26 protein-coding genes are annotated in these 25692 nt (G+C 53.9%); 12 read left to right on the forward strand and 14 right to left on the reverse strand.

From position 1 onward, the window contains the following. Window positions 1-69: 69 nt before the first annotated feature. The 4 genes from fadD to HVZ37_RS12425 form a co-directional block, all read right to left on the reverse strand. Entirely contained in the window at window positions 70-1755 is a 1686-nt protein-coding gene (fadD, locus tag HVZ37_RS12410; protein ID WP_061070023.1) for a long-chain-fatty-acid--CoA ligase FadD, read from the reverse strand. A gap of 204 nt (window positions 1756-1959) precedes the next feature. Continuing rightward, on the reverse strand, window positions 1960-2541 hold the full coding sequence (locus HVZ37_RS12415) for a Slp family lipoprotein (RefSeq protein ID WP_044264737.1): 582 nt from the start codon (window positions 2539-2541) through the stop codon (window positions 1960-1962). 59 nt (window positions 2542-2600) lie between these two features. After that, window positions 2601-3296: a tRNA (adenosine(37)-N6)-threonylcarbamoyltransferase complex dimerization subunit type 1 TsaB gene (gene tsaB / locus HVZ37_RS12420; protein ID WP_061077780.1), complete on the reverse strand. Its 696-nt coding sequence runs from the start codon at window positions 3294-3296 to the stop codon at window positions 2601-2603. A gap of 57 nt (window positions 3297-3353) precedes the next feature. Continuing rightward, window positions 3354-5264 (reverse strand): ATP-dependent DNA helicase, encoded by a 1911-nt coding sequence (locus tag HVZ37_RS12425; protein ID WP_044257647.1) that lies wholly within the window; start codon window positions 5262-5264, stop codon window positions 3354-3356. A 129-nt stretch (window positions 5265-5393) separates the two neighbouring features. On the opposite strand from HVZ37_RS12425, the gene HVZ37_RS12430 reads away from it, so the two are divergent. Continuing rightward, a complete protein-coding gene (locus HVZ37_RS12430) occupies window positions 5394-5738 on the forward strand; it encodes a RidA family protein (protein ID WP_043000414.1) in 345 nt (114 codons plus the stop codon). Between the two features lie 7 nt (window positions 5739-5745). Here the strand turns inward: HVZ37_RS12430 and HVZ37_RS12435 are convergent, their stop codons facing one another. After that, entirely contained in the window at window positions 5746-5925 is a 180-nt protein-coding gene (locus tag HVZ37_RS12435) for a YoaH family protein (protein ID WP_043000413.1), read from the reverse strand. Window positions 5926-5998: 73 nt separating this feature from the next. Between HVZ37_RS12435 and pabB the strand changes: the two genes are divergently transcribed. From pabB to HVZ37_RS12455, 4 genes are all read left to right on the forward strand, one after another. After that, on the forward strand, window positions 5999-7360 hold the full coding sequence (pabB, locus tag HVZ37_RS12440; protein WP_181627561.1) for an aminodeoxychorismate synthase component 1: 1362 nt from the start codon (window positions 5999-6001) through the stop codon (window positions 7358-7360). A gap of 3 nt (window positions 7361-7363) precedes the next feature. After that, complete coding sequence (locus tag HVZ37_RS12445; RefSeq protein WP_043000411.1) at window positions 7364-7942, forward strand: CoA pyrophosphatase; 579 nt, start codon at window positions 7364-7366, stop codon at window positions 7940-7942. Window positions 7943-8127: 185 nt separating this feature from the next. Continuing rightward, window positions 8128-9492: an L-serine ammonia-lyase gene (sdaA, locus tag HVZ37_RS12450; RefSeq protein WP_044257644.1), complete on the forward strand. Its 1365-nt coding sequence runs from the start codon at window positions 8128-8130 to the stop codon at window positions 9490-9492. A gap of 151 nt (window positions 9493-9643) precedes the next feature. Further along, window positions 9644-11242, forward strand: coding sequence for an EAL domain-containing protein (locus tag HVZ37_RS12455; RefSeq protein WP_151192017.1), 1599 nt, complete (start codon window positions 9644-9646; stop codon window positions 11240-11242). A 6-nt stretch (window positions 11243-11248) separates the two neighbouring features. Here HVZ37_RS12455 and yoaE read toward each other — a convergent pair whose 3' ends face one another. Beyond that, window positions 11249-12808, reverse strand: coding sequence for a CNNM family cation transport protein YoaE (yoaE, locus tag HVZ37_RS12460; RefSeq protein ID WP_181627562.1), 1560 nt, complete (start codon window positions 12806-12808; stop codon window positions 11249-11251). A gap of 442 nt (window positions 12809-13250) precedes the next feature. On the opposite strand from yoaE, the gene manX reads away from it, so the two are divergent. The 5 genes from manX to mntP all read left to right on the forward strand — a co-directional run bounded on the left by manX (window position 13251) and on the right by mntP (window position 17446). Then, entirely contained in the window at window positions 13251-14219 is a 969-nt protein-coding gene (gene manX / locus HVZ37_RS12465; protein ID WP_043000406.1) for a PTS mannose transporter subunit IIAB, read from the forward strand. Between the two features lie 58 nt (window positions 14220-14277). Next, window positions 14278-15078, forward strand: coding sequence for a PTS mannose/fructose/sorbose transporter subunit IIC (locus HVZ37_RS12470; RefSeq protein ID WP_042318487.1), 801 nt, complete (start codon window positions 14278-14280; stop codon window positions 15076-15078). Window positions 15079-15090: 12 nt separating this feature from the next. Next, window positions 15091-15942: a PTS mannose transporter subunit IID gene (locus tag HVZ37_RS12475; RefSeq protein ID WP_043000405.1), complete on the forward strand. Its 852-nt coding sequence runs from the start codon at window positions 15091-15093 to the stop codon at window positions 15940-15942. A gap of 61 nt (window positions 15943-16003) precedes the next feature. Beyond that, window positions 16004-16462, forward strand: a complete 459-nt coding sequence (locus HVZ37_RS12480; RefSeq protein ID WP_061070018.1) for a DUF986 family protein — start codon at window positions 16004-16006, stop codon at window positions 16460-16462. Window positions 16463-16879: 417 nt separating this feature from the next. Next, entirely contained in the window at window positions 16880-17446 is a 567-nt protein-coding gene (gene mntP, locus HVZ37_RS12485) for a manganese efflux pump MntP (protein WP_044264752.1), read from the forward strand. Here the strand turns inward: mntP and rlmA are convergent. From rlmA to mgrB, 6 genes are all read right to left on the reverse strand, one after another. After that, window positions 17443-18252 carry a 23S rRNA (guanine(745)-N(1))-methyltransferase gene (rlmA, locus tag HVZ37_RS12490; RefSeq protein ID WP_044264753.1) on the reverse strand — a complete coding sequence of 270 codons (810 nt, stop codon included), beginning with the start codon at window positions 18250-18252 and terminating at the stop codon, window positions 17443-17445. The two genes, mntP and rlmA, sit on opposite strands and share 4 nt — an antisense overlap. 63 nt (window positions 18253-18315) lie before the next feature. Continuing rightward, window positions 18316-20061, reverse strand: a complete 1746-nt coding sequence (gene ftsI, locus HVZ37_RS12495) for a peptidoglycan glycosyltransferase FtsI (protein ID WP_044264810.1) — start codon at window positions 20059-20061, stop codon at window positions 18316-18318. Window positions 20062-20281: 220 nt separating this feature from the next. Next, the gene (cspE, locus tag HVZ37_RS12500) at window positions 20282-20491 is read right to left on the reverse strand and encodes a transcription antiterminator/RNA stability regulator CspE (protein ID WP_001062678.1); all 210 of its coding nucleotides are present in this window, start codon (window positions 20489-20491) and stop codon (window positions 20282-20284) included. Between the two features lie 12 nt (window positions 20492-20503). After that, on the reverse strand, window positions 20504-20647 hold the full coding sequence (locus tag HVZ37_RS12505) for a DUF2627 domain-containing protein (RefSeq protein WP_043000402.1): 144 nt from the start codon (window positions 20645-20647) through the stop codon (window positions 20504-20506). A gap of 656 nt (window positions 20648-21303) precedes the next feature. Next, entirely contained in the window at window positions 21304-21591 is a 288-nt protein-coding gene (locus HVZ37_RS12510; protein WP_043000401.1) for a YebO family protein, read from the reverse strand. A 74-nt stretch (window positions 21592-21665) separates the two neighbouring features. Next, window positions 21666-21809, reverse strand: a complete 144-nt coding sequence (mgrB, locus tag HVZ37_RS12515) for a PhoP/PhoQ regulator MgrB (protein WP_042318479.1) — start codon at window positions 21807-21809, stop codon at window positions 21666-21668. A 160-nt stretch (window positions 21810-21969) separates the two neighbouring features. On the opposite strand from mgrB, the gene HVZ37_RS12520 reads away from it, so the two are divergent. After that, window positions 21970-22209 (forward strand): YobH family protein, encoded by a 240-nt coding sequence (locus HVZ37_RS12520; RefSeq protein WP_043001907.1) that lies wholly within the window; start codon window positions 21970-21972, stop codon window positions 22207-22209. Between the two features lie 111 nt (window positions 22210-22320). Here HVZ37_RS12520 and kdgR read toward each other — a convergent pair whose 3' ends face one another. Continuing rightward, window positions 22321-23112 carry a DNA-binding transcriptional regulator KdgR gene (gene kdgR / locus HVZ37_RS12525; protein WP_043000400.1) on the reverse strand — a complete coding sequence of 264 codons (792 nt, stop codon included), beginning with the start codon at window positions 23110-23112 and terminating at the stop codon, window positions 22321-22323. Between the two features lie 176 nt (window positions 23113-23288). Between kdgR and HVZ37_RS12530 the strand changes: the two genes are divergently transcribed. Beyond that, on the forward strand, window positions 23289-24662 hold the full coding sequence (locus tag HVZ37_RS12530; RefSeq protein WP_130097126.1) for an MFS transporter: 1374 nt from the start codon (window positions 23289-23291) through the stop codon (window positions 24660-24662). Between the two features lie 44 nt (window positions 24663-24706). Here the strand turns inward: HVZ37_RS12530 and htpX are convergent, their stop codons facing one another. After that, window positions 24707-25588 carry a protease HtpX gene (gene htpX / locus HVZ37_RS12535; RefSeq protein WP_042318474.1) on the reverse strand — a complete coding sequence of 294 codons (882 nt, stop codon included), beginning with the start codon at window positions 25586-25588 and terminating at the stop codon, window positions 24707-24709. Window positions 25589-25692 lie beyond the last annotated feature (104 nt).

The raw sequence follows: 25692 nt of genomic DNA on the forward strand, positions 1-25692 counted from the left end.
GGTATCGGCATAAGGTTTGCGATCACTCTCACGCCGGATTCACCCGGCGTTTGACGTGTTGCTTAACGCTCAGCCCTTATTGTCCACTTTGGCACGGGCTTCGTCACGCAATTCTCGACGTAAAATTTTGCCGACGTTTGATTTCGGCAGTTCATCGCGGAATTCAACCAGTTTCGGGACTTTATAGCCCGTGAGCTGACGGCGGCAGAAAGTGACCAGCGCCTCTTCGGTGAGTGAAGCCTCTTTTTTCACCACAAAAATCTTCACCGCTTCGCCGCTGCTGCCGGACGGAACACCGACGGCAGCCACTTCCAGCACGCCCGGATGCTGCATCACCACATCTTCGATCTCGTTCGGATAAACGTTAAATCCGGAGACCAGAATCATATCTTTCTTACGATCGACAATGCGCAGGAAGCCTTCATCGTCCATGACTGCGATATCACCGGTGTGTAGCCAGCCGTCTTTGATGATTTCATCGGTCGCATCAGGACGCTGCCAGTAGCCCAGCATCACCTGCGGCCCTTTCACGCACAGTTCACCCGGCTGATCCGGCGACACTTCGTTGTCGTCATCGTCCACCAGTTTGGCTTCGGTCGATGGCACTGGCAGGCCGATGCTGCCGCTGTGATAATCAATATCGTGCGGGTTAACGCTGACCAGCGGCGCGCATTCGGTCAGGCCATACCCTTCAAGCAGATACTGTCCTGTCAGTTTTACCCAGCGTTCTGCCACCGCCTGTTGCACTGGCATGCCGCCGCCCGCAGAAAGATGCAACGAAGAGAAATCCAGTTGCTGGAACTCTTTATTGTTCAGCAAGGCGTTAAACAAAGTGTTCACGCCGGTCATCGCGGTAAACGGATACTTCGCCAGCTCTTTAACCAGCCCCGGAATGTCGCGCGGGTTGGTGATCAGCAGGTTCTGCCCTCCCAGCTCGATAAACAGCAGGCAGTTCATGGTCAGGGCAAAAATGTGGTACAGCGGCAACGCGGTCACCACCAGTTCTTTACCCGGATGCAAAAGCGGTCCGTAAGTGGCTTTCACCTGCTCCAGGTTAGCCAGCATATTGCGGTGCGTCAGCATCGCCCCTTTCGCCACTCCGGTCGTTCCGCCGGTGTACTGTAAAAACGCCAGGTCCTCAGAAACCACTTCCGGTTTAACATACTGCATACGGTACCCGGCGTGCAGCGCACTGCGAAAAGAGATCGCATCCGGCAGATGATATTTCGGCACCAGTCGTTTGATGTACTTCACTACGAAGTTCACCAGCGTGCCTTTAGCCGTGGAAAGCTGGTCGCCCATACGGGTCAGAATGACGTGCTTAACGCTGGTTTTATCAACCACTTTTTCCAGGGTATGGGCGAAGTTGGAGACAATCACAATCGCCGCCGCGCCGCTGTCGTTTAACTGATGCTCCAGTTCACGCGGGGTATAAAGCGGGTTGACGTTCACCACAATCATCCCGGCACGCAAAATGCCAAACAGCGCCACCGGATATTGCAGCAGGTTTGGCATCATCAGCGCGACGCGATCGCCCTTTTTCAGCCCCAGCCCCTGTTGCAGGTAAGCTGAGAAGGCGCGGCTACGCTCCTCCAGCTTGCGGAAGGTCATTACCTCCCCCATGTTCATAAACGCGGGCTGATCGGCATAACGCGCGACAGCATGTTCAAACAGTTCCACCAGGGATTGATAACGGTCAGGATTGATCTCCGCAGGCACATCTGCGGGGTAACGGTTTAACCAAACCTTCTTCACTGCATCACCTCTAAAATGAGTGTTCGTCGTCATCTCAACCCCAGATAATAAACAAGTCGTTAACATAATATTAACTCAGCGTACCAGTTTATTAATTACTCAACTGAAAGGTTGCGAAGCGCGTCACTATTTATTTTTGTTATGACGTTAATAAAACAGAAACAGCGGACCAGCCGCTGTTTCTTTTACTGATAATACAACGTGTTACTCTGTGACGATCGTTTGAACCTGTGCAGGACCTGGGTTGTACCATCCCCAACCGCCATAGCCATACGGCCAGCCTCTCCCGCCGTAGAACCACGGGTCGATCGGTTGTGGTGGCATCACCACCTGCTGGGCAAGCCGCCAGCGTTTGTAGCCCGTCACGTCCATAGTCATGAATTTGTACGGCGTGCTACCCACTTTACCTTCAACGGTACCCGTAATTGGCCCAACGACGGTCACCAGTTGCCCCCGGAAATCAACCGGGTCGAGGAAGCCATTCACATTGGCGTATATACGACCACGCGACGGTTCGCCCAGAATCGGCCGCGCCCCGCTATCGAGCGGAACAGTGGCAATTTCCAGACGGGTTTTTCCCTGCTGGTTTTGAATCTCCACCACTTTACCGCCAAAGCGCGCTTCCTGTCCGACATACAGCTGCGGGGCATTCATCACCCGCACCAGATCGTCCTGCGGCGTGGGGCTGGAGCCCTTAATCGCCTCCGGAACCGTGACGCACCCGCTTAACATGAGGGCGATGGCGCCCGCGAGCAGGCCTTTCACAACTTGTTTTTGAACCGCCATACTGCGACTCCTTTTCTCAAACGTCTAACCCGATGTTTTACGGGTCATACTACTGAGATTCACTCTTTTCCGGGAAGTTTCTTCCAGGCCACGTTGTTACGTAAATAAACCGGTTCCGCGTGTTCGACCGCCACGGTTTTACCGTCAGCCAACATCTGGCAGGCGATCGGCAACATATCTTCCGCGGCGGGCAGCAGGACGTCACCGTCGCGCAGCGCCAGTCCGCTCTCTTTGCCAAGTTCAGGCCAGGCAGGCCAGCCCGTCCCGACAGTCACCCATTCGCCGGAAAGCTGTTGTAAGCGCTCGGTGACCTGCTCAGGCTTCAACACGGCCTCGGTTTCTTCACCGTGCCAGACGCCCTTTTCATCACGCTGATACTCGGCCCAGTAGACCTCGCCCATTCGCGCATCAATGGCCGCCAGAACGCGAGTCGCGCCGGTTTTACGCCATGCGCCCTGCGCCATTGTCGCCAGCGTGGAGACGCCGATCATCGGCAGGCCAGCACCTAACGCCAGCCCCTGGGCGATGCCAATTCCGATGCGCACGCCAGTAAAACTGCCCGGCCCGCGCCCGTAGGCCAGCGCATTGAGTTCAGTCAGAGAGGTGCCGTTAGCGGCAAGGATATCCTGCACCATCGGCAGGATGCGTTGAGTATGTTCTCGTGGGCAAAGCTCAAAATGAGCAGAGTGAGTACCGTCGTTCCACAGCGCCACAGAACAGGCTTCTGTGGCGGTATCGATAGCCAGAATTCGCATGAGTCTTCGTGCTTAGATCAATAAAATGGCCCGCATCTTACCATACTCCGTAACAAATTACTCGGAGGATGGTATTGCGAGGAATCGCACAGCACGGGCGATATCCCGGGTGCGCGGCGCCGGCGGCAGGCTGGCAAGAAACGTCGCGCCATAAGGTCGCATCACCAGTCGATTGTCACAAATCACCAACACGCCACGGTCATCGGCATCACGGATCAAACGACCGACGCCCTGCTTCAGCGTAATCACCGCGTCGGGCAGTTGCACCTCATCAAACGGATCGCCGCCACGTAAACGACAGTCTTCCATCCGTGCCTTCAGTAGCGGATCGTCTGGCGATGTAAACGGCAGTTTGTCGATGATCACCAGCGACAGCGTATCGCCGCGCACGTCCACCCCTTCCCAGAAGCTGCTGGTCGCCACCAGCAATGCGTTACCCGCGCTGACGAACTGTTGCAGCAGTTGGCCTTTGCTGGTTTCACCCTGCAACAGCACCGGAAGCGTCATGGTAGCGCGGAACTGCTCCGCCAGATCGCGCATCATCGCATGCGAGGTACAGAGCATAAAGCAGCGTCCGTTGTTCGCTTCGATGATCGGTCTTAACATTGCCGCCAGCTGTCGCGCCGCGCCCGGTTGATTGGTTTGTGGCAGATTACGCGGCACACAGAGCAGGGCTTGGCGGGTGTAATCAAACGGACTCGGCAACAGCATTGATTCCGCTTCTTCAATCCCCAGACGCGCCGTAAAGTGATGCAGGTCATCATTCACCGACAGCGTTGCCGAGGTGAAAATCCAGCTTCCTGGCTTCTGCGCCATCACCTCTTTGAACTTGTCCGCCACCGTCAGCGGGGTCAGCGCGAGGGTAAAATTGCGCGAGGTACATTCGTACCAGTAGCTATAACCGGGCTGGTTGATCTCTTTCAACCGTTTGAGACGTGCGCGATACAACGTAGCGCGCTCAAACGCGGCATCAAGCAACGCCGAACGTCCAAGGGATAATTTCGCCACGTCGTAACACAGCTCCAGCGTATCATCGAGCAGTAAAAACGCGCGCTGCACCCGCTGATCGGCCAGCAGTTCACGCAGGTTGCCGCGATATCCCGGCTCACCCAGTTGCAAGCGGAAATCCTGCGCGCTTTGCGCCAGACGGTCGGCGCATTTCTGTAACTGCTGGGTGTCTTTCAGCTCGGTACGATAGGCAATGGTGATGTCCTTCGCCAAATCCATTAGCTGACGACTGGAGAGCGACTGGCCAAAATACTGGCTGGCGATGTCCGGTAGCTGATGAGCTTCATCGAAAATCATCACCTCCGCCTCCGGGATCAGCTCACCGAAACCGCTCTCTTTGACCACCATATCGGCCAGAAACAGGTGATGGTTCACCACTACCACGTCCGCGTCCATCGCCTTTTTACGTGCTTTCACCACAAAACAGTCTTTATACAACGGGCAGTCGCTGCCGAGGCAGTTGTCGTTGGTGCTAGTGACCAGCGGCCAGGCCTGAGAATCCTCGGCTACGCTGACACAGGTACTAATGTCGCCATCTTCGGTCTGATTCGACCACGAGCGCAGCAGGATCACATCGCTTAAGGTCTGAACAGGCAGATCGCCGCCCGCCAGCGCCTGCTGTTCAAGGCGCTCCAGGCATAAATAGTTTGAACGTCCTTTCAACAGGGCCAGCCTTCCGGTGTACTTCAGCGCTTTAGCCACCGTTGGCAGATCGCGGCTGTATAGCTGATCCTGCAACGCCTTCGAACCGGTCGAGATAATCACTTTCTTTTTTGCGCGCAGCGCCGGTGCCAGATAGGCGTAGGTTTTCCCTGTCCCCGTTCCGGCCTCTACCACCAGAGGCTGTGATTTTTGGATGGACTGAGCGACGGCCATCGCCATCTGCCGCTGTGGTTCGCGCGGTTTGAAACCCGGTATCGCTTTAGCCAGTTGACCTTCTGGTGCAAAATCGTCCGTCACACTACCCCCTGTTGATTTGAACAGGGATTATGTCAGGCCGCAGCGGCTTACGCCAGTTGAAGAGGTGACGCCGCCCTGACAATATGGCAGTCTTGCCATTTTATGCAGAACGTAAAAGAGGAAGGCTTTATGACTATCATCCGTATTGATGCCGAAGATCGTTGGTCTGACGTGGTGATCCACAACAACACGCTCTACTACACTGGCGTACCAGCAAACCTTGATGCCGATGCCTTCGAGCAGACCGCCAACACGCTGGCACAGATTGACGCCGCGCTGGAACAGCAAGGCAGCAACAAGTCACGCATTCTTGATGCCACCATTTTCCTTGCCGATAAGCATGATTTCGCAGCGATGAACAAAGCCTGGGACGCCTGGGTTGTGGCCGGTCATGCGCCGGTACGCTGTACGGTTCAGGCTGGATTAATGAACCCGAAATATAAAGTTGAGATTAAAATCGTCGCCGCGGTGTAAGCCGGGGCTACTCGTCTTCGTCTTCAAAACGCGCCACAATCCGCTCACCGGTATGGGTGGCGCGCAGCTCTTCGGCCACCAGCGCAATCGCCTGACCGCTGCTCATACCCTGTGACATCAGTTCCTGAATACGCTCAACCGCTTTCTGTTGCTGTTCGTGACTGAGTGAAGGTAAACCTGCAAACATCGTTAACTCCTGCTAAATTGTCTGCGCTAATTATTTCATGCAACCCGGAACATAGCCAGTACAGTCAGGATCAATGAAGACGTTATCTCCCGCTATTATCACGCTCCCCTGGTGTCAGGACGCCGCCGAACAGTATTTCGCGCCAATAAGCCATCTGCCGTGGGCAATGCTGCTGCATTCCGGTCACGCGGATCACCCACATAGCCGTTTTGACATTGTGGTAGCCGATCCGCTTTGCACCGTGAAAACGCACGGCGAAACCACGCAGATTCGCGATGCGCAAGGCTGTCGTCTTACTCATGACGATCCGCTGGCTGTACTGCAAAGCGCACTGACCGAGCTGAATCTTCAGCCGCCAGTGAACGCCGATTTACCGTTCCAGGGTGGCGCGCTGGGGTTATTTGGCTACGATCTGGGACGCCGCTTCGAATCTTTGCCCAGCTATGCCCGGCAGGATATCGCGCTGGCGGACATGGCGATAGGCCTCTACGACTGGGCGCTGATTGTCGATCATCAGCGCCAGACCGTGAGCTTACTCAGCCACACGGACGCCCACGCCAGACTCGCCTGGCTGGAAAGCCAGCAACCTCCTGCGCGTGTGCCGTTCAGGTTAACCACCGACTGGCAATCGAACATGACGCGTGAGCAATACGGCGAAAAATTCCGCCAGGTGCAGGCGTATCTGCACAGTGGCGACTGCTATCAGGTCAATCTGGCCCAGCGTTTTCAGGCGTCTTATCAGGGCGATGAGTGGCTGGCCTTCGCGCGGCTCAATCAGGCGAACCGCGCCCCGTTCAGCGCGTTTTTACGCCTGGATGACGGCGCCATTCTGAGCCTGTCGCCTGAACGGTTTATTCTTCTGGCTGATGGCGACATTCAGACCCGCCCCATTAAGGGCACCCTGCCGCGATTGCCGCAGGAAGAGGCAGACCGGAAACAGGCGCAGAAACTGGCGAACTCAGCAAAGGATCGGGCGGAAAACGTAATGATTGTCGATCTGATGCGCAACGACATTGGTCGCGTGGCGGTACCGGGCTCGGTGAAGGTGCCGGAACTGTTCGTGGTTGAACCCTTCCCGGCGGTGCATCATCTGGTCAGCACCGTGATCGCGCGGTTACCCCCCACGCGGCATGCCAGTGACCTGCTCCGCGCCGCGTTTCCGGGCGGCTCGATTACCGGGGCACCGAAAGTGCGCGCCATGGAAATTATTGATGAGCTGGAACCCCACCGTCGTAACGCCTGGTGCGGCAGCATCGGTTATCTGAGCGTCTGCGGCAATATGGATACCAGCATTACCATCCGCACCCTGACCGCCGTGAACGGTCAACTGTACTGTTCCGCTGGCGGCGGTATTGTTGCCGATAGCGAGGAACAGGCGGAATATCAGGAAACCTTTGATAAAGTGAATCGTATCCTGCAACAACTGGAGAACTGAAACGTGGAAAACAAGAGCCTGACGCTGGATGATTTTCTATCGCGCTTCCAACTTTTGCGCCCGCAGATTAATCGCGAGTCGCTGAACCTGCGCCAGGCCGCCGTGCTCATTCCCGTGGTTCGCCGCCCCCAGCCAGGGCTGCTGTTGACCCAGCGTTCGGTGCATTTACGCAAACACGCCGGGCAGGTGGCCTTCCCCGGCGGCGCGGTTGACAGCACCGACGCCTCTCTCATCGCCGCCGCGCTGCGTGAAGCCGAAGAAGAAGTGGCAATCCCGCCAGAAGCCGTTGATGTGATCGGCGTGCTGCCGCCGGTGGACAGCGTGACCGGCTTCCAGGTCACGCCGGTAGTGGGCATTATTCCGCCTAATCTGCCTTACCGCGCCAGCGAAGACGAGGTTTCCGCCGTCTTTGAAATGCCGCTGGCGCAGGCGCTGCATTTAGGCCGCTATCACCCGCTGGATGTCTGGCGTCGCGGGGATTCGCATCGCGTGTGGCTTTCCTGGTATGAGCATTATTTCGTCTGGGGAATGACCGCCGGAATTATTCGTGAACTGGCGCTACAAATTGGTGTGAAGCCCTGACTATACTTATCTTTACGCGCAGAAGACACAACCTGAAACTCCCGTCACAACATTAGTAAAAACGCGGTTACCCATTAGTTTAATTCATGTGAATAGTTAAGCCGATCCCCGCGTTCCCTCTTACACTATGCGCAGTTATTACATCGTTTCTGGAAGTTTCCAGTCACCCTGTCAGGAGTATTATCGTGATTAGTCTATTCGACATGTTTAAGGTGGGGATTGGTCCCTCATCTTCCCATACTGTAGGGCCTATGAAGGCGGGTAAACAGTTCGTCGATGACCTGGTCGAAAAAGGATTACTGGATAGCGTTACTCGTGTTGCCGTCGACGTGTATGGTTCACTGTCGCTCACGGGTAAAGGTCACCACACCGATATCGCCATTATTATGGGTCTGGCAGGCAATGAGCCAGCCACCGTGGATATTGATAGTATCCCAGGTTTCATCCGCGACGTAGAGGCGCGCGGTCGCCTGCTGCTGGCGCACGGTCAGCACGAAGTGGATTTCCCCCAAAACGACGGCATGCGTTTTCATAACGGCAACCTGCCGCTGCACGAAAACGGCATGCAGATCCATGCCTATAACGGCGATGCCGTCGTTTACAGCAAAACCTACTACTCCATCGGCGGCGGTTTTATCGTCGATGAAGAGCACTTTGGTCAGGATGCGGCAAATGAGGTAAGCGTTCCTTATCCGTTCAAATCCGCAACCGAGTTGCTGGAGTATTGCAACAACACTGGCCTGTCCCTTTCCGGACTGGCGATGCAGAACGAACTGGCCTTGCACGACAAAAAAGAGATTGAAGAATACTTCGGTCACGTCTGGCAGACCATGCAGGCCTGTATCGATCGCGGTATGAATACCGAAGGCGTGTTGCCGGGTCCACTGCGCGTTCCGCGTCGCGCCTCTGCGCTGCGTCGGATGTTGGTTTCCAGCGATAAGCTCTCTAACGACCCGATGAATGTGATCGACTGGGTGAACATGTTCGCCCTCGCGGTCAACGAAGAGAACGCGGCAGGCGGTCGGGTGGTCACCGCGCCAACCAATGGCGCGTGCGGTATCGTGCCAGCCGTTCTGGCCTACTACGATCACTTTATTGAGTCCGTCAGTCCCGATATTTATACCCGCTACTTCCTGGCGGCAGGCGCCATCGGCGCGTTGTATAAGATGAATGCCTCGATTTCGGGAGCGGAAGTCGGCTGTCAGGGCGAAGTAGGCGTGGCTTGCTCAATGGCGGCGGCCGGTCTTGCGGAACTGCTGGGCGCGAGCCCGGAGCAGGTGTGTGTCGCCGCTGAAATTGGCATGGAGCATAACCTGGGGCTGACCTGCGACCCGGTTGCCGGTCAGGTGCAGGTACCGTGCATTGAACGTAATGCAATTGCCTCTGTAAAAGCGATCAATGCCGCACGGATGGCGATGCGTCGTACCAGCGCACCGCGCGTCTCACTGGATAAAGTCATCGAAACGATGTACGAAACCGGTAAGGATATGAACGCCAAATACCGCGAAACCTCACGCGGTGGTCTGGCGATTAAAGTTCAGTGTGACTAAATACTTCAGCAAGCGACGCTAATACTTTTTCCTCGCCCATCTGCAACGGATGGGCGAAATTTTGCCCCCTTTCTCGTCTGCTCGCCAATTCCCCACTACACTTGCTCTGTTACGGTTGGCTTTTGTGGCTGACGGTTATCAGGCGGCCCGCATGCAGACAGCACAACGGATCATAAAAAAATATCGTCGCAAACGTTTTATCCTGTGCATACTTTGCGCGCTCATTACGCTCATCCTGACCCTGGGCGTCCGATTTATTTCACAGCGCAATTTAAATCACCACCACACCGTTACCTTTGCCTCCAGGGCGGTCGCCACGCTCGATGAAGTACTGCGTCCGTTGCAGAATGGTCGCGATATCCTGTTACCACTGATTGGCCTTCCCTGCTCCGCTACGCATCTCCCGCTGCGCAAACAGGCTGCCAGACTGCAAACGGTACGCGCAATTGCCCTGGTCCAGCGCGGCATACTGTACTGTTCCAGCGTCTTTGGCTATCGCAATATCCCGGTTCATCAGCTTCAGCCCGACCTCCCTACCGCAAACGCGCAACTGCTGTTGTCCACCGATCCACTGCTGATTAAAGGCAGCCCGATTCTCGTCCAGTGGTACCCGGCCTCTCCCGACGGAAAGGACGGAATACTGGAGATTATCAATATCGACCTGCTTACCAGGCTGCTGCTGGAACCGCGTAAGCCGCAGATTACCGCTGCCAGCCTGACAGTCGGCAACCGACATTTAATTTACGGGAGCGGCGTAGTACAGCGCCTGCCTGCGCTCAACGATGAGCAACGCTATCAACTCACCTCACAGCACTATCCCTTTACTATTAGCGTGACCGGGCCAGCGGCAGAGGCTCTGGCGATCAAAGCCCTGCCCGCGCAGCTGCCGCTGGCATTATTGCTCAGTCTGCTGGTGGGCTATCTGGCGTGGCTGGCCACCGCCAGTCGAATGAGTTTTTCCTGGGAGATTAACCTCGCGCTGGCACAGCGCGAATTTGAGCTTTTTTGCCAGCCGCTACTGAACGGGCGGACCGGACAGTGCATGGGGGTGGAGATCCTGCTGCGCTGGAATAATCCACGTCAGGGGTGGATTTCACCGGACGTCTTTATCCCGATTGCCGAAGAGCATCACCAGATCGCACCACTGACGCGTTATGTGCTAGCGGAAACCATTCGGCAACGTCATTTTTTCCCCATGAGCAGCCAGTTTCATATTGGTATTAATGTCGCTGCCAGCCATTTTCAGCAGGGTGAATTGCTAAAAGATCTCGATCAGTACTGGTTCAGTCAGCAGCCCATTCAGCAACTGGTGATAGAACTGACCGAGCGGGATGCGCTGCAGGATGTTGATTACCGAATCGTTCACGCGTTGCAACGGCAAAACATCAAGCTGGCGATCGATGATTTTGGAACCGGCAACAGTTCGTTGTCATGGCTGGAAAAGTTGCGCCCTGACATTCTGAAAATTGATAAGTCCTTTACCCATGCGATTGGTACTGATGCGGTCAATTCAACGGTGACCGACATCATCATCGCCCTTGGGCAACGACTGAATATCGAACTGGTCGCGGAGGGGGTTGAAACGCAGGAGCAGGCGCAGCATCTGCGTCGCCACGGTGTGGATTTACTGCAGGGATTTTTATTTGCGAAGCCGATGCCGCTGCGCGATTTTCCGCAGTGGCTGGCGGGCAGTAACCCGCCGCCGCCCAGGCATAACGGACGCATCGCGCCCGTTATGCCCCTGCGTTAGAGAGGATTATTCCTCTTCTTCTTGCGCAGGTTGTTCTTTAACAATTCGCACCAGATCCACGCGGTAGTCATTAGCGTCGACAATGGTAATGCTCAGCGGAGGAACCTCGAACACATCGCCCGTACGGGGAATGTGACCCTTAGCCGCAATCACCAGTCCCGCGACCGTGGCGATGTCTTCGTCTTCATCAACCAGGTTATCCACCGCCAGCGCCTGTTGCAGGGCATGCAGATCGGTGCCGCCTTTGACTAACCAGCCTTCGCCGTCAACGGTAATTTCCGGCGTTTCATCAGCATCCGGGAACTCACCGGCAATGGCTTCAAGGACATCCAGCGGCGTAACCAGCCCCTGCACCACGCCAAATTCGTTGGTGACGATAACAAAGCTACCGCGTGCACGACGCAGGACACCCAACAGGTTGATAGGGTCCAGCGTTTCCGGCACCACGATAGCCGGTGTAGCCGACGCAATAGCCGCGACGTCAACGCCCTCTTCCAGCGCCACCAGCAGCTCTTTCGCCCGCACGATACCGATGATCTCATCCAGTTCGCCACGACACACCGGGAACAGGCTGTGCGGCGAGGAGAGCAACTGCTCGCGGATCTCATCAACGCTCAGATTAGCATCCACCCAGCTGATTTCACCGCGCGGAGTCATGATGCCGCGCAGCGAGCGCTGTGCCAGCGTCAGCACGCCGTTAATCATATAGCGTTCTTCTTCCGCAAATGCCCCTTCCGGGATCGGAACGGCGGCCTGGCTGTCGGATTCATGCGCTACCGCCGCCTGACGTTTACCCCCCATCAGACGCAGGATCGCGTCAGCCGTGCGCGCACGCAGCGGCAGTGTTGACTGATGGCGAATAAAGTTGCGACGCGCAATCTGATTAAACACTTCGATAATGATCGAGAAGCCAATCGCGGCGTACAGGTAGCCTTTCGGAATATGGAAACCAAAACCTTCGGCGACCAGGCTCAGACCAATCATCAGCAGGAAGCTCAGACAGAGCACCACCACCGTCGGATGTTGGTTGACGAAACGCGTCAGCGGCTTGGATGCCAGCAGCATCACCGCCATCGCGATCACAACCGCTGCCATCATCACAGGCAGATGGTTCACCATACCAACGGCAGTAATCACCGCATCCAGCGAGAATACCGCATCCAGGATAACGATCTGCGTCACGACCACCCAGAAACTGGCATAACCTTTACCATGCCCGGAGTCGTGTTCGCGGTTTTCCAGCCGTTCATGAAGTTCCGTCGTGGCTTTAAACAACAGGAAGATCCCCCCCAGCAGCATGATCAGATCGCGACCGGAGAAGGTGAAGTCCATGACGGTGAACAGCGGTTGGGTCAGGGTGACCATCCACGAAATAATAGACAGCAAGGCCAGACGCATCACGAGCGCCAGGGATAAACCAATCAGACGCGCTTTGTCACGCTGCTTCGGCGGCAGCTTATCCGCAAGAATCGCAATAAAAACCAGGTTATCGATACCCAGGACAATTTCCAGGACGACAAGCGTGAGCAAACCCGCCCAAATCGAGGGGTCCATTAAGAATTCCATGACAAGCTCCTGCTTAAGGAATGGTTAACAGGCGATAAAACACAGTGCAGATAAAACGTGTGGCAAGACATGCCAGACTGGCAGGCGCGATGCGGCCTGAAAGTGAAATGACGTCGGTGACGATCCATACAGCGGGCTAGTGCCCTATACTCCTGGTGAGTTAAACAGAACGTAAACATAACAGAGGCAACCTGTTTTTGGCAAAGATTTACCTTCCTTTGCAAAGTGTTGTAACAGGGATATTTTACTCTACGAAATTTCTCATTGCCGAAAACTAAATTACGGATCTTCATCACATAAAATATTTTTTTCGATATCTAAAATAATTCACGGACATCATATGTTTTTCATTGTAACCCTTATCTGAATCGATTCTGTTGCGGACGGCGATTCAAATACATCTCTCACGTTGATGTGTTAACGATAATAAAGGAGGTAGCAAGTGACCATTGCTATTGTTATAGGCACACATGGTTGGGCTGCAGAGCAGTTACTCAAGACAGCAGAAATGCTGTTAGGCGAGCAGGAAAACGTCGGCTGGATCGATTTCGTGCCCGGCGAAAATGCCGAAACGCTGATTGAAAAGTACAACGCTCAGTTGGCAAAACTCGATACCAGTAACGGCGTGCTGTTTCTCGTCGATACATGGGGAGGCAGTCCGTTCAACGCTGCCAGCCGCATTGTCGTCGACAAAGAACAGTATGAAGTGATTGCCGGGGTGAACATCCCTATGCTGGTCGAAACGCTGATGGCGCGTGACGACAACCCAAGCTTCGATGAACTGGTCGCGCTGGCAGTTGAAACCGGTCGCGAAGGCGTGAAAGCGCTGAAAGCGAAACCGGTGGAAAAAGCCGCCCCTGCCCCCGTCGCAACGGCCCCCAAAGCCGCGGCTCCGGCAAAACCAATGGGACCGAACGATTATATGCAAATCGGTCTTGCCCGTATTGATGACCGTTTGATCCATGGTCAGGTGGCTACCCGCTGGACCAAAGAAACCAACGTGACCCGCATTATCGTAGTCAGCGATGAAGTGGCGGCAGACACCGTGCGTAAAACGCTGTTGACGCAGGTGGCGCCTCCTGGCGTGACCGCTCACGTGGTGGATGTTGCCAAGATGATTCGCGTTTACAACAACCCGAAATACGCGGGCGAACGTGTAATGCTGCTGTTCACCAATCCGACCGATGTTGAACGCATTGTCGAAGGCGGCGTAAAAATCACCTCCGTAAACATTGGCGGCATGGCTTTCCGTCAGGGTAAAACGCAGGTCAACAACGCCATCTCTGTCGATGAGAAAGACATCGAAGCCTTTAACAAACTTAATGCCCGCGGTATTGAGCTTGAGGCGCGTAAAGTGTCAACCGATCAGAAACTGAAAATGATGGATTTGATTGCCAAAGTGGGCAAGTAACCCCTGGCATTGAATGAGCTTTCACACTTAAGGCTGTTATAGCAATAGGAGAAGTACAATGGAGATTACCACTCTTCAGATTGTGCTGGTGTTCATCGTCGCATGTATCGCGGGTATGGAGTCGGTACTCGATGAATTTCAGTTCCACCGCCCACTGGTGGCCTGTACGCTGATTGGTGCCGTTCTCGGGGATATGAAAACCGGTATTATCATCGGTGGTACCCTGGAAATGATCGCCCTTGGCTGGATGAACATCGGTGCTGCCGTTGCACCTGATGCCGCACTGGCGTCCATTATCTCTACCGTTCTGGTTATTGCGGGCCACCAAAGCATCGGTGCCGGTATCGCGCTGGCGATTCCGCTGGCTGCAGCAGGCCAGGTTCTGACGATCATCGTTCGTACTATCACCGTGGCATTCCAGCACGCGGCGGATAAAGCGGCGGAAAACGGTAACCTGACAGCGCTCTCCTGGCTGCATGTCTCTTCCCTGTTCCTGCAGGCGATGCGTATCGCTATCCCGGCGGTTATCGTTGCGATTTCCGTAGGCACCAGCGAAGTTCAGGGCATGCTGAATGCGATTCCGGAAGTGGTGACTGGCGGTCTGAACATCGCCGGTGGCATGATCGTTGTGGTCGGTTACGCGATGGTTATCAACATGATGCGTGCAGGCTACCTGATGCCGTTCTTCTACCTCGGCTTCGTGACTGCGGCATTTACTAACTTCAACCTGGTTGCTCTGGGTGTGATTGGTGCGGTCATGGCCATCCTCTACATCCAACTGAGCCCGAAATATAACCGCGTGGCGGGTGCACCAGCACAGGCTGCGGGTGACAACTCCCTCGATAACGAACTGGACTAGCAGGTGAGCGAAATGGTTGATATGACTAAAACTACCACTGAGAAAAAACTCACACAGAGTGACATTCGTGGCGTGTTCATTCGTTCTAACCTGTTTCAGGGTTCATGGAACTTCGAACGTATGCAGGCGCTGGGTTTCTGCTTCTCCATGGTACCGGCTATCCGTCGCCTGTATCCAGAGAACAACGATGCGCGTAAGCAAGCCATCAAGCGTCACCTGGAATTCTTTAACACCCATCCGTATGTAGCCGCGCCGGTGCTCGGCGTAACGCTGGCGATGGAAGAACAGCGTGCTAACGGCGCAGAAATTGACGATGGTGCCATTAACGGTATCAAAGTCGGTCTGATGGGCCCGTTGGCAGGCGTGGGCGACCCGATTTTCTGGGGTACTGTGCGTCCGGTATTCGCCGCGTTAGGTGCGGGTATCGCGATGAGCGGCAGCCTGCTCGGTCCCTTGCTGTTCTTCATTCTGTTCAACGCAGTCCGTCTGCTGACCCGTTACTACGGTGTCGCCTACGGTTATCGCAAAGGTGTCGATATCGTTAAAGATATGGGCGGCGGCTTCCTGCAAAAACTGACTGAGGGGGCGTCAATCCTCGGCCTGTTTGTCATGGGGGCGTTGGTGAACAAGTGGACGCATGTAAACATCCCGCTGGTGGTTTCAACTATCACCGGTCAGGATGGGCAGACACGTGTTACCACCGTACAGACCATTCTCGACCAGTTGATGCCGGGTCTGGTTCCGCTGCTGCTGACCTTCGCCTGTATGTGGCTGCTGCGTAAGAAAGTCAACCCACTGTGGATTATCGTTGGCTTCTTTGTCATCGGTATCGCGGGTTATGCGCTCGGCCTGTTGGGTCTGTAAGACTGTAGTACACTACCGGGGCCTATAAGGCCCCTTTTTTTATCTGGAGGAACAAGGATCAATGACTATCACGGACCTGGTGCTGGTTTTCTTTATTGCCGCGTTACTGGCTTACGCCATTTACGATCAGTTCATCATGCCACGCCGCAATGGCCCGACTTTGCTTGCTATTCCCCTGCTGCGCCGAAGCCGCGTCGACAGCATCATCTTCATTGGCCTCATCGCAATTCTTATCTACAACAATGTCACCAGCCATGGGGCAATCATCACCACCTGGTTATTATGTGCTCTGGCCTTAATGGGGTTTTATATTTTCTGGATCCGGGTCCCTAAGATCCTCTTCAAACAGGATGGATTTTTCTTCGCCAACGTCTGGATAGAATATAACCGCATTAAAGCGATGAATTTATCGGAAGATGGTGTTCTGGTGATGCAATTAGAACAACGGCGTCTGCTTATTCGTGTGAGGAATATCGACGATCTGGAAAAGATATATAAACTTCTCGTTTCCTATCAGTAAGTTAGAGGTATAGCCTGAGCTTTATTTTTCGCAATTTACTTGCAGTTAAAAACATAGCTAAGGCTATAATACGACAGCGCAAATGTTATTTATTTTAACGTTCTATCTACCAATAAACCCAAATGAAAATCGTTTTCAATTAGAGATCAAATAATATTTCTCCGTTGTTGTTTTATATTCTCAAAATATGTTAAGGTTGCGCCGTCATTTGGGGAGTAGCCGATTTCCAGACTCCGGAAATGTACGTGTCAACATACTCGTTGCAAAACGTGGCACGTACGGACTGAAATCTCTTTCAGTCAGGCGAGACCATAGGCACATCAACTGCTATGCATACTGTATGAACCCCGGGTTCAGGTGTGCATGTTTACTGGGGGCAGTGGTGTGTTTTATGGAAACCCCGGTCAGGACGCTGTCATGAATATCACCGCCACTATTATTCTCGCTTTTGGCATGTCGATGGATGCTTTTGCCGCATCAATTGGCAAAGGCGCTACCCTGCATAAACCCAAATTCTCTGAAGCCCTGCGTACCGGTTTAATCTTTGGCGCAGTTGAAACATTAACGCCGCTAATCGGCTGGGCGCTCGGTATGTTAGCCAGCAAATTCGTGCTGGAATGGAATCACTGGATTGCTTTCATCCTGCTGGTCTTTCTGGGCGGACGAATGATTATTGAGGGATTTCGCGGCGCGGATAATGAAGATGATGAACCACTGCGCCGTCACGGTTTCTGGTTACTGGTCACCACCGCTATCGCCACTAGCCTCGACGCTATGGCGGTCGGCGTGGGTCTGGCGTTCTTACAGGTCAATATTATCGCGACGGCACTGGCTATTGGCTGTGCCACGCTTATCATGTCCACACTGGGGATGATGATTGGTCGCTTCATTGGCCCGCTGCTTGGCAAACGGGCTGAAATTCTGGGCGGGGTGGTACTGATCGGTATCGGCGTCCAGATCCTCTGGACGCACTTTCACGGTTAATCCGCACGCTGCCAGAGGTGAAGACGAAAATCTGTCTGGCAGTTAAACACTTCTGTACTCGCCAGACGTTCCCAGACCTCCGGCTTTGCCCGCCAGGCAAAAGGCGTCATCTGCAATAACGCTACCGCTTCCTTTCCGTTCAGGCGCATCGGATACGCCAGTGCGATATCCTCCAGCAGGGTGAACCCTTCCAGTTGCTCAGCATGCGGCGCATGGAGTCGGACCTCATCGTAAATCAACCCTTTCAGCTCCATTAAATGGCGCGGTCCCGGCGTTGCCGTCATCACCCACCCCTGCGGTTTGACCACGCGCGCCAGCTCTTGCGCTTTACACGGCGCGTAAATCCGCACAATGGCGTCCTGGCTTGCATCTGCAAACGGCAAACGATGGCTTGAGGCGACGCAGAATGTTACCTGCGGATAGCGTCTGGCCGCCGCTTTAATAGCCACTTTCGCCACGTCCAGTCCATAGGTGGTCGCCGTCGGCAACGCACCGGCAAAGGCATGAGTGTAATACCCTTCCCCACAGCCGATATCAAGAATCGAGGTTGCCGACGCGTCGAGACGCGCGGAAAGCTGCTCAACAATAGCATCACGCAAGGGTTGATAATGTCCGGCATCCAGAAACGCACGCCGTGCCTGCATCATCTCCGCGCTGTCGCCCGGATCGCGTGAACGCTTATGCTGTACCGGCAACAGGTTAACGTATCCCTCTTTTGCCACATCAAACTGATGCCGCTGCGGGCAGATAAAACTGTTATTAACGTGCGCAAGGGGCTGGTGACAAAGTGGACAGGAAAACGACATAACAACTCCGGCAGGTAAATTCAGGGCGCAAGTGTAACGCGATTTACGCCCCGGGAGAATCACTTAGCGCGTGGAGTGTGTCGGCGAATTGCTCTGCATCACCAGCAAATGGCTGGAGTCGGCGGGCATCCCATCCGGTTTGACGTTTTCCAGTCGCAGCACATCGCCCATTATCTGGCTGAAAACCGGTGCCGACACCGCGCCACCGTAATAGGCCCCGTTCTGCGGATCGTTGATCACTACCACCAGCGCAAACTTCGGGTTGCTTGCCGGTGCCACCCCTGCGGTGTAAGCCACATATTTATCAATGTATTTACCGTCAGCGCCGATCTTCTTCGCCGTCCCGGTTTTAACCGCCACGCGATAATCCCGGACCGCCGCCTTCGTCCCACCGCCCCCCGGCAGGGCGACGCTTTCCATCATGTGCGCCACCTGTCTGACCAGCGCTTCCGACATGACACGCTTGCCGATAACGGGCGGGTCGATGCGCGTGATAGAGAGTGGTCGGTACAGGCCAAAACTGCCAATCGTGGCATAGACGTGCGCCAGTTGCAGCGGCGTCACCATCAGGCCGTAGCCAAAGGCAAAGGTCGCGCGATCCAGATCGCTCCAGTAACGACGTTGCGGCATCACCCCCTGGCTCTCACCGGTGAGTCCCAGCCCCGTGGGTTGACCAAAGCCAAAGCGGCGATAGGTATCGACGACACGCTGGACGGGCATTGCTAATGAAAGATGCGAAACCCCGGTGTCACTCGATTTTTGCAAAATGCCGGTCAGCGTCAGTTCCGGATAAAAGCCCACATCGCGAATCCGATGCCCGTCGAGGTAAAACGGATGCGTGTCGATCACGCTATCAGGCTGGACAATCCCTTGCTCAAGCGCCGTCATGATAACCAGCGGTTTCACCGTCGAGCCCGGCTCGAAAGTATCGCTAATCGCACGATTGCGAAAATCATCAAGCACCGCACCATCACGATTGTTGGGGTTAAAATCGGGGAAGCTGGCCATCGCCAGGATCTCACCGGTGGCAATGTTCACCAGCACGGCGGCGCCGGATTCCGCTTTGTTCCAGCTAACCGCATTGTCCAGCGCATCCTCGGTGACGGTCTGCAGCCGCTCATCAATGCTGAGTTGTAGTTCATGCGCCGGCACAGGATTAACTTCCGTGATGTTTTCAATCACGTGACCGAATTTATCTTTGCGGACCAGGCGGCAGCCCGGCTTTCCGATTAACTGTGCGTTAAAACTTTTCTCAACCCCTTCAATGCCCTGCCCGTCGATATTGGTGAAACCAATCAGATTCGCCGCGACATGTCCTGCCGGATAAAAGCGCCGGGACTCTTCGCGCAAATTGATGCCGGGCAGGTTCAGCTTATCGATCCACTGCGCCTGTTGAGGAGAGACCTGACGCGCAAGATAGATAAACCTTGCCGACGGATCGTGGTTAACGCGCGCCGCCAGGTTCGTGAGTGAAAGATGTAGCGTGTTGGCCAGCGCCTGCCAGCGTTCGTTGTCGCCTACGCCTCCTTTGCTCAATAACGTGTGGGGGTCAGCCCACACCGCATTCACCGGTACGCTGACCGCCAATGGTCGCCCCTGCCGATCGGTGATCATTCCACGCGGCGATGCCGTGGTGACTTCACGCAATGAGCGCATATCTTCTTGTTTGACCAGACGGTCGGGTTCAACAATCTGCAACCAGGCAACGCGCCCTAGCAACAGTCCCAGGCTCAGCAATATGGCGATACAAAGCAGCGCAAAACGCAGCGGTGTGAAACTTCGCACCGTACCATCATTTTTCTTTTTCACCTGTTCTCCGGCAAACATGATATTCAGGTGACTGATTTAACGGGAATAACGGCGGAAAAGCGGTGAAAACTATGCTAATAACATCACGGCTTTGCAACAAAGCGCTAACGGAGGAGGCATTCAGACATACTTTGAAGGAAGATGAATGAAAAAGCCCCGCATCAGCGAGGCTTTAAATCTGAGGTTGATGCGCAGATGCGCTTCAAATCAGTGGTGTCGATCAGATAGCTGTTACGTTAACAGCAGCCGGACCTTTCTGGCCGTCCTGAATTTCGAACTCAACGTTCTGGCCTTCAGCCAGAGTTTTGAAGCCATTACCCTGGATAGCGGAGAAGTGTACGAACACGTCTTTGCTGCCATCAGCCGGAGTAATAAAGCCAAAACCTTTAGACTCGTTGAACCACTTAACTTGACCTTTAATCTTTGCCATTTGCAAAATTCCTTAGAGTGTTTTCTTCGCCCGCAGGCATAACATAGATAAAACTGAGACATTACTGCTTGAGGCACTAATATAAGGCTCGGCAGAGAAGCGGTATTCAACGACAACGTGTTTACTCAGGACTTCTTTACTGAAAATGCCACACATAAACAGAACTGTACCTCGTTTAACCCAAAACGTGTTATCACATACAACGTTAATTATGGCAAGCCATTTTTAAACGTGTCTCGATCGGTCGCACAAATCTCGCCAGTCGATACAGAGTATCTGCACAGTTATGCGTCAATCCTCAAGCCGATATATTCCCGCGCGCTCGCTGAGCCCTTACCAGACCCGCAGCGCGGCGGGATCTTTTCAACCATAGCTCAATAATTTCGCGACTTCCAGATCGTTGCGATGTCAAAACGTAGCAATCTGCGGTTATCACAAATTCTGCTTTGTTATGCATAATTTGTTTCAACGCAAAATGGCCCGATATCATAATAACGCCACATTTCGCTCCATCTTGATATCTACTGTTCTTATGCACTCATTTAATGAAAGAATGATGACAATGCACAAAAATAGTGAAAGAAACGTTTCGCTTATTATAAAGCCGATCATTCTCACAAAACGGGGAAGATCACATTATTAACGTATGGAAAAATATAATTACGTGTGTGCTGGCAATAACTCGCACAATGACACAAGAAGGAACGGATATAGCGAAGCGGCATGCGACTGCACTAATAGGGTGCAGGATAACAAACCAGGAAGGAAAGACTGGCGAGACGCCAGCCCCTTCGCTTCCTGTTACACGAGGATTAACGTTCTGCGACCAGACGGATGATATCCTCATCCTCTTGCGGGTCATTAGCCTTAGGCGATGCCTCTGCCACTTTTTCCGGCTCGTTCGCTTCACAGAGACGACGCAATAGTGCATTTTGTCGCTTCTGCTGGTCTAACAACGCTTCAAGCAGCTCAATCTGCTCATTGGTTCGCGAGCTCGCACGGTTGATAAAGAACCACAGCACCAGCCCAACAACCAGAACCCCCACCGATACAATCAACGACGCAAAATTAAGCACGCCGGAATTCAGGACTTCGTTCATTTCACCACCTCAATGTAGACGCGCCATTTTACCACCGCGCCACAGGAAGGAAATCAACGGATGAAAAAATGATCTCACCAGGGGATAAATTTATTGATGGCGCAAATTCCGCTGAAAAATTGTACATCCTGGTCACACATGATGTTGAACACCTGGGCCCACAGCAGCAGACACACAAGCACTACCACCACCAGAATTATCCATCGAAACTTTTTCACTCCACTCTCCGCATCTACATCTTATGCCACCAAATTATCATGTGTATCTTAAACCAGGACTAACTACAGCAGACATTCGCGATTTTTTAAGAATCATTTACTTGTATCAATGAGCGTAAGCGCTAAGCTCAATCTAACTTATAGAAGAAAAGAGGTCATAATGCGTTTGATTATTCGCGCTATCGTGTTGTTTGCGCTTGTATGGATTGGATTATTACTCAGTGGGTATGGTGTGCTGATAGGCAGTCAGGAGAATGCTGCCGGGCTGGGGTTGCAATGCAAGTATCTCACCGCGCGAGGAACCGCCACCGCGCAATATGTTCATACCGATAGCGGTATCATCGGATTAACGGATTGTCCGATATTGCGCAAGAGTACCGTGGTCGTCGATAACGGTTAATATCCCGTCGTCGTGAGTCGCGCCTGGCGTATTGCTTAAGCAGAATGTCACAGGATTAAAGCGGCCGGCGAAAATGCCGGCCGTTTCTTTACTATCGACAGCATGACATCGTCAGAACGGATAATCGTTGTAACCCATCTGCTCAGAGATTTTACGCGCCGCGGTATGCAGCATCGAAACGTAGTCATGCAGTTTTTCTTCAGAAAAACGCAGCGTGGGGAAGGAGATACTCAGCCCCGCAATCACGACGCCGAAACGATCGAATACCGGTACGCCAATGCAGCGTAAACCTTCTTCTTGTTCTTCGTTATCTTCGCCATAACCCTGTTCGCGGACTTTATCCAGCACCGGCAGCAATGCTTCCGTGGTGGTGATAGTGCGCCCGGTACTGCGCTTGTACTCAACGCCGTCCAGAATCTGCTTCACTTCGTCACGATCGCGCCAGGCCAGCAGCACTTTACCAATCGCGGTGCTGTAAAGCGGGTTGCGGCGACCCACACGCGAATACATGCGCAGGTTGTACATCGAATCAATCTTATGAATGTAGACGATGCTGTCTTCGTCCAGCGCGCCGAGGTGCACCGTCTCTTTCGTCAGACGAGAGAGTTCACGCATCTGGATGTCCGCACTGCGGATAAGGTCAACATTCTGTAGCGCGCGAGCGCCCAGTTCAAACAGTTTCAGCGTCAGAGAATACTTCTCGGATTCACCTTCCTGTGACACATATCCCAGTGTTTTCATGGTCTGTAAAAAGCGATAAACGGTGCTTTTTGACATCATGACGCGTTGTGATAACTCGGTAATCCCTATTTCGCGCTCTTCACCCAGCGCCTGCAGAATGCCAAAAACCTTCAGCACGGAAGATACAGAATCAGGCTGTTTATCCAGATCTGCGTTAGCCATCTATCACCTCATTACGAGTGTTTTATAAAAATCAGAACGATTTTTTATTATAATTTCATGGCCAGGCCCCCGCAATCCATCTTTGCTTACTTCGTTACAAATCTGCGATATAAAGCCTGAATATCAATGCTAAAATCACTACCCTGATCATATTCTTCGCAAAAACTATCAATCACATGAATAAATCCCAGGCCGACGGCCTGCCGCTTCCACAGCGATATGGTGCTATTTTAACCATCGTTATTGGTATTTCGATGGCCGTACTGGACGGCGCCATTGCCAACGTGGCGCTCCCCACGATAGCCACTGACTTACACGCTTCAGCCGCCAGCTCAATATGGGTCGTCAACGCCTATCAGATCGCCATTGTCGTCTCGTTACTGTCGCTGTCGTTTCTCGGCGATATGTTTGGCTATCGACGCATCTACAAATGCGGACTAGTGGTTTTTCTGCTGGCCTCACTGTTTTGCGCTCTCGCGGACTCGCTACAAATGTTGACGATGGCGCGCGTCGTTCAGGGTTTCGGCGGCGCTGCGCTGATGAGCGTCAACACGGCGTTGATTCGTCTGATTTATCCTCAGCGCCATCTGGGTCGCGGGATGGGTATCAACTCCTTTATCGTTGCCGTCTCTGCGGCCGCAGGCCCAACCATCGCGGCCGCTATCCTCTCAATTGCCTCGTGGAAATGGCTGTTTCTGATCAATGTGCCGTTAGGGATTATTGCGTTGATTCTGGCAATGCGCTTTCTGCCGCCTAATGGCTCACGCAGCAATAAACCGCGTTTTGACATCCCCAGCGCCGTGATGAATGCGCTGACGTTTGGTCTGTTGATCACCGCACTGAGTGGTTTTGCACAGGGACAACCCATGACGCTGATCGGGGCCGAAGTGGCGGCAATGATGGTGGTGGGCTATTTCTTTATCCGTCGTCAGCTTTCATTACCGGTACCATTATTGCCGGTCGACCTGCTGCGTATTCCTCTTTTTTCACTGTCGATTGGCACCTCAATCTGCTCTTTCTGCGCGCAGATGCTGGCGATGGTCTCCCTGCCCTTCTATCTGCAAACGGTACTGGGGCGGAGTGAAGTAGAAACCGGTTTGTTGCTCACCCCCTGGCCGCTGGCAACGATGGTCATGGCGCCGCTGGCCGGGTATCTGATTGAACGCGTCCATGCCGGTTTACTGGGCGCGCTGGGCCTGCTGGTGATGGCAAGTGGACTGTTTGCCCTGGTATTACTTCCTGCCGTGCCGTCCGATCTGAATATCATCTGGCCGATGATTCTCTGCGGTGCCGGGTTTGGTTTATTTCAATCCCCCAATAACCACACGATCATCACCTCTGCGCCACGTGAACGCAGCGGCGGCGCCAGCGGCATGCTGGGCACCGCCCGTCTGTTAGGACAAAGCTCAGGTGCGGCGTTGGTTGCGCTGTTGTTGAACCAGTTCGGAGATAACGGCACGCATGTTTCTTTGCTGATGGCAGGGATTCTGGCGACCGTGGCAGCGGTGGTGAGCGGTCTACGCATCACACAGCCCCGGGCACAGGCGTAAAAAAAGCGCGTCCATGGACGCGCTTTCTCTTCTTACCGACAGGCTTACTTCAGGTATTCCCCACTGCGCAGCGCTTCGATACGTTTATCCAGCGGCGGGTGAGTCATAAACAGTTCGCTCAGCGATTTACCTTTACCATTGATACAGAAGGCCATCATGCTGGATGCTTCCTGCGGTTCGTAGCTGGTTTTCAGACGCTGCAGCGCAGCAATCATCTTTTCACGGCCGACCAGTTTGGCGGACCCCGCATCAGCGTGGAATTCACGGTGACGAGAGAACCACATGGTAATGATGCTCGCCAGAATACCGAACACCAGTTCCAGTACCATTGCGACCGCAAAGTAGATCATCGGGTTGCCATTGCTGCCTTCGCCTTCATCACGGTTACCACCGAGAAAACCAGCGGCGATCTGCGCCAGAATGCGCGAGATGAAGATAACAAAGGTGTTCACAACCCCCTGGATCAGCGTCATGGTAACCATGTCACCGTTCGCGATATGGCTAATTTCGTGAGCAATAACGGCTTCAGCTTCATCCGGGCTCATGTTTTGCAGCAGACCGGTACTGACCGCAACCAGAGAGGCATCACGGCGCGCCCCGGTGGCAAACGCGTTAATGTCCGGCGCATGGTAGATAGCGACCTGCGGCATGGCGATACCGGCCTGACGCGCCTGCGTGGCGACCGTATTCATCAACCAACGCTCTCTTTCGTTACGCGGTTGCTCGATCACTTCCCCACCGACGGAGCGTAAGGCCATCCACTTTGACATCAGCAGTGAAACGAAGGAACCACCGAAACCGAACAGCAGCGCCATAATCATCAGGCCCTGAACGCTGCTCGACTGAATCCCTGTCAGGCTCAGCACCAGCCCGAAAACGACCATGACGGCCAGGTTCGTCAACAGGAAAAGCGCGATTCGCATCATAATTTTCTTTTAACCTCAACTTAACAAAACGCACTATGCGATTACCCACATCGTATGGGTCGTACGGCTATTTTCAAGCATCAATGCCCGGTAAGTCACCAGAA

This window comes from Citrobacter sp. RHB35-C17 (genome assembly GCF_013816795.1).
In the GTDB taxonomy this organism is placed as follows: Bacteria; Pseudomonadota; Gammaproteobacteria; order Enterobacterales; family Enterobacteriaceae; genus Citrobacter_A; species Citrobacter_A amalonaticus.

Bases quoted from the DNA above. Each gene is read 5' to 3' on its own strand.
- HVZ37_RS12415 (WP_044264737.1), bottom strand. From the start codon at position 2,541: ATGGCGGTTCAAAAACAAGTTGTGAAAGGCCTGCTCGCGGGCGCCATC.
- tsaB (WP_061077780.1), bottom strand. From the start codon at position 3,296: ATGCGAATTCTGGCTATCGATACCGCCACAGAAGCCTGTTCTGTGGCG.
- HVZ37_RS12430 (WP_043000414.1), top strand. From the start codon at position 5,394: ATGACTATCATCCGTATTGATGCCGAAGATCGTTGGTCTGACGTGGTG.
- HVZ37_RS12435 (WP_043000413.1), bottom strand. From the start codon at position 5,925: ATGTTTGCAGGTTTACCTTCACTCAGTCACGAACAGCAACAGAAAGCG.
- pabB (WP_181627561.1), top strand. From the start codon at position 5,999: ATGAAGACGTTATCTCCCGCTATTATCACGCTCCCCTGGTGTCAGGAC.
- HVZ37_RS12455 (WP_151192017.1), top strand. From the start codon at position 9,644: ATGCAGACAGCACAACGGATCATAAAAAAATATCGTCGCAAACGTTTT.
- yoaE (WP_181627562.1), bottom strand. From the start codon at position 12,808: ATGGAATTCTTAATGGACCCCTCGATTTGGGCGGGTTTGCTCACGCTT.
- HVZ37_RS12470 (WP_042318487.1), top strand. From the start codon at position 14,278: ATGGAGATTACCACTCTTCAGATTGTGCTGGTGTTCATCGTCGCATGT.
- HVZ37_RS12475 (WP_043000405.1), top strand. From the start codon at position 15,091: ATGGTTGATATGACTAAAACTACCACTGAGAAAAAACTCACACAGAGT.
- HVZ37_RS12480 (WP_061070018.1), top strand. From the start codon at position 16,004: ATGACTATCACGGACCTGGTGCTGGTTTTCTTTATTGCCGCGTTACTG.
- mntP (WP_044264752.1), top strand. From the start codon at position 16,880: ATGAATATCACCGCCACTATTATTCTCGCTTTTGGCATGTCGATGGAT.
- rlmA (WP_044264753.1), bottom strand. From the start codon at position 18,252: ATGTCGTTTTCCTGTCCACTTTGTCACCAGCCCCTTGCGCACGTTAAT.
- cspE (WP_001062678.1), bottom strand. From the start codon at position 20,491: ATGGCAAAGATTAAAGGTCAAGTTAAGTGGTTCAACGAGTCTAAAGGT.
- HVZ37_RS12505 (WP_043000402.1), bottom strand. From the start codon at position 20,647: ATGTGTGGCATTTTCAGTAAAGAAGTCCTGAGTAAACACGTTGTCGTT.
- HVZ37_RS12510 (WP_043000401.1), bottom strand. From the start codon at position 21,591: ATGAACGAAGTCCTGAATTCCGGCGTGCTTAATTTTGCGTCGTTGATT.
- HVZ37_RS12520 (WP_043001907.1), top strand. From the start codon at position 21,970: ATGCGTTTGATTATTCGCGCTATCGTGTTGTTTGCGCTTGTATGGATT.
- kdgR (WP_043000400.1), bottom strand. From the start codon at position 23,112: ATGGCTAACGCAGATCTGGATAAACAGCCTGATTCTGTATCTTCCGTG.
- HVZ37_RS12530 (WP_130097126.1), top strand. From the start codon at position 23,289: ATGAATAAATCCCAGGCCGACGGCCTGCCGCTTCCACAGCGATATGGT.
- htpX (WP_042318474.1), bottom strand. From the start codon at position 25,588: ATGATGCGAATCGCGCTTTTCCTGTTGACGAACCTGGCCGTCATGGTC.